The organism is Hymenobacter agri (assembly GCF_054778495.1).
Window position 1 is genome coordinate 1 of sequence record NZ_BAAGZM010000588.1, and the last position, 2,636, is coordinate 2,636.

Here is a 2,636-nt window from a genome sequence, read left to right on the forward strand (position 1 = left end):
CGCATTTGGCGCACGTATGCTGAGTTGTTACCATCAACCTTATACGTGTTCATCCTCACTTAGACCACCGCCGAATTATTACCGTGAATGAGGTGACGTGAGCAAGTAGACGCACTGCGCTAATACATGCCCAAGTGCTTGTGCAATAGCAGTTAATGACTGGCGCATGCTCACGCCGGAAAATCCCGTTTTTCAACAGGATTTTTTAGGAAAATTGATAAAGGAGCGTCGCAGGGAAGGAGTAATTAGCGCAAGCCGGATTCCGGCGGGGCTAACGAAGCGAACAGTGAGAAGTTTGCCTGAGCAAACCTCCTGAAGTCCGGAGTAGAGAACATATCAGGGAAATCACTAACCGTTGTGGAAGAACGGCCGGTGAATAATGGGCCAAAACTAAATTCTTTTTTCCGCAGAAGCCAATTATTTGAAAAATATTTTTACAAAATATAGTGTCATGACCGTAAAGTATGAATTGTATAGTAAAAAAACACTTTTTTCAATCGGGTTGGTAGGCTAGTTGACACTTTCACGGGACTTCTGACAGAAGCGAATGTTGCTGTTGGTAAGCACCTGTGCGAAACCAGTGCTGGCTTCGGCAGCCTTACCGGTTACAAATTCGGCTTTTGACCTTCGTTCGGCATTGTTCCCAGGTATTTTCAGGGCAAGGACAAACGGCAATTGCCGCAGCCGGGCCATGGCATCGTTTGCGCCGGTATCGGCCCGCTTCATGATGAGGCCCGGTAGGCCATGGAATTTGTAAGTGCCTTCGGATACCGGCAATTCGCGGGTGAACCGGGCTTCTAAAAGGTAGCCGGCGACATCAGGCTATTAGTCATTTTCAGACGTATAAGCATCTGAAAATGATTTGGCAATAAGCGGGTTGGCTATGCAAGGCGCCCAGTGATGAGTTGCCACTTGAGCAGTTGCGAAAGATTCTTACTGGTTGCGCTGGAGCCATTTTCATCAGCCCCTTCTTGTCGGGCATCACGCGTGCTCGCCCGGTGCAGGCTACATGCGTTGCACCGTGAGTACCCGTTCCGTCGCATCTTCTACCTTGAATCGGTCGTCGACGCGCCAGCCCACCACCCAGCAGATTTTGCCGTCGGCCGAGGTGAGGACGCGCACCTCGTCTTTCAGGTTCAGGGGCACTTTCTGGTCGATGAGGAAGTCGCTGAGCAGCTTTTTGCCCTTCAGGCCCAGCGGCATAAACCAGTCGCCTTCCTGCCAACGGCGCAGCGTGAGCGGAAACTTGATTTTATCGGCATCGAGCGCGGCCGTGCTTTTCGAGCGCGGAATCACGTAGCCGGCATCTTTTTCGAGCAGCTCGGCCCGCAGACGCATGCCGTCGGCCAGCAGGTCGGTTTGGCCTGCGGCCAGCTGGAAGGTGCCGAACTGCGTCGTGCGGCGCGGCGTGATAACCAGATTTTCGCGGTCCTTCACCAGCCGGTGCGTGGGCGAGTCGAAGCGCCGGCCACTCTCACCGGGGAAGGCCGCCACAATGTCCTTCACCACCGGCCAAGCAAAGCCGAAGGGCCGCAGAATCTCGTGCAGCACCAGCGCCGTGGAGGCCGTTTTTTGCAGCGTGCCGATGTGCAGGTAGGTCACGTCAGCATCGTCGCGGCGGGCCTGGGCGGCGGTATCGGCCACGTAGCGGCGCACAATTTCTTCGGCCCCGCCCACGCGCTCGGCGGTGCCAGCCATTGTCTCATCCAGGTTGGGATTGATTTCACGCAGCACGGGCAGCACCTCGTGGCGCAGCAGGTTGCGCTGGTACACGGGGCTGTCGTTGCTGTCGTCTTCGCGCCAGCGCAGGCCGCGCTCCACGAGGTACTCGTACAGGTCGTCGCGCCCCAGGCCTAGCAGCGGGCGGATGACGTGCCCGTTCTTCACCTGAATGCCGTGCAGGCCGGCCAAGCCAGTACCGTGCGTGAGGTTCAGCAGCATGGTTTCGGCCTGGTCGCGCTGGTGGTGGGCGGTGGCGACATAGGCCAGCTGCTCGCGCTCGCGCACCTGCTCGAACCAGCGGTAGCGCAGCAGCCGGGCCGCCATCTGGGTCGAAATACCTTCCTGCTGCGCAAATTCCTTGGTGCGGAAAAACTCGGCGAAGTAGGGAAGGCCGTACTGCTTGGCCAGCTTGCGCACAAACTGCTCGTCGGCGTCGGCATCCTCGCCGCGCAGGCCGAAGTGGCAGTGCGCCACGGCCACCTGCGCGCCCAGCTTGTGCAGCACATCGAGCAGCACCACCGAATCGAGGCCCCCGCTCACGGCTACCAGAATGGGTTCGGTTGCGAGGTTGAAAAGCTGGTGTTCGGCAATGAACTGGCGGACGGAATCGAGCATGATGAGGGAGTGTTGACGGGGCAAAAGTACCCCGGGCGGCGTAAGCTCCCCCCGGCCCAGCTTCGCTTGGAGCGCGAAGCCCGCGGAGAGGGGCCGGGGGGAGCTTACGCCACCCGGGGCACTACCACGCCGCATTCGACGTTAGCCCCGGCGGCCTGCCGTACCTTTGGGGCCCGCATGAATTTGTTTCGCTTCTTTCTTCTGTTAGTGCTCGGCGTGCTGCTGGTGTGTCCGAGCAAGGCCCAGACCCTGCCCGCCAGTGCCGGGCGTCGGGCTGCCGGGCAGCCAGCCCCGCCGCT

At 59.0% G+C, this 2,636-nt stretch carries 2 protein-coding genes and 1 pseudogene; all 3 read right to left on the reverse strand.

The window, feature by feature from the left end:
• Window positions 1-510: 510 nt before the first annotated feature.
• Entirely contained in the window at window positions 511-726 is a 216-nt protein-coding gene (locus ACYVDE_RS19785) for a hypothetical protein (RefSeq protein ID WP_460503259.1), read from the reverse strand.
• Window positions 727-735: 9 nt separating this feature from the next.
• Window positions 736-789 (reverse strand): annotated as a pseudogene (locus ACYVDE_RS19790) (hypothetical protein); the annotation flags it as partial.
• Between the two features lie 216 nt (window positions 790-1,005).
• Window positions 1,006-2,337, reverse strand: coding sequence for a tRNA lysidine(34) synthetase (gene tilS, locus ACYVDE_RS19795; RefSeq protein ID WP_460503260.1), 1,332 nt, complete (start codon window positions 2,335-2,337; stop codon window positions 1,006-1,008).
• Window positions 2,338-2,636: the final 299 nt, after the last annotated feature.

Excerpts from the sequence above, each read along its gene's own strand:
- ACYVDE_RS19785 (WP_460503259.1), bottom strand. The coding sequence starts at position 726 with ATGAAGCGGGCCGATACCGGCGCAAACGATGCCATGGCCCGGCTGCGG.
- tilS (WP_460503260.1), bottom strand. The coding sequence starts at position 2,337 with ATGCTCGATTCCGTCCGCCAGTTCATTGCCGAACACCAGCTTTTCAAC.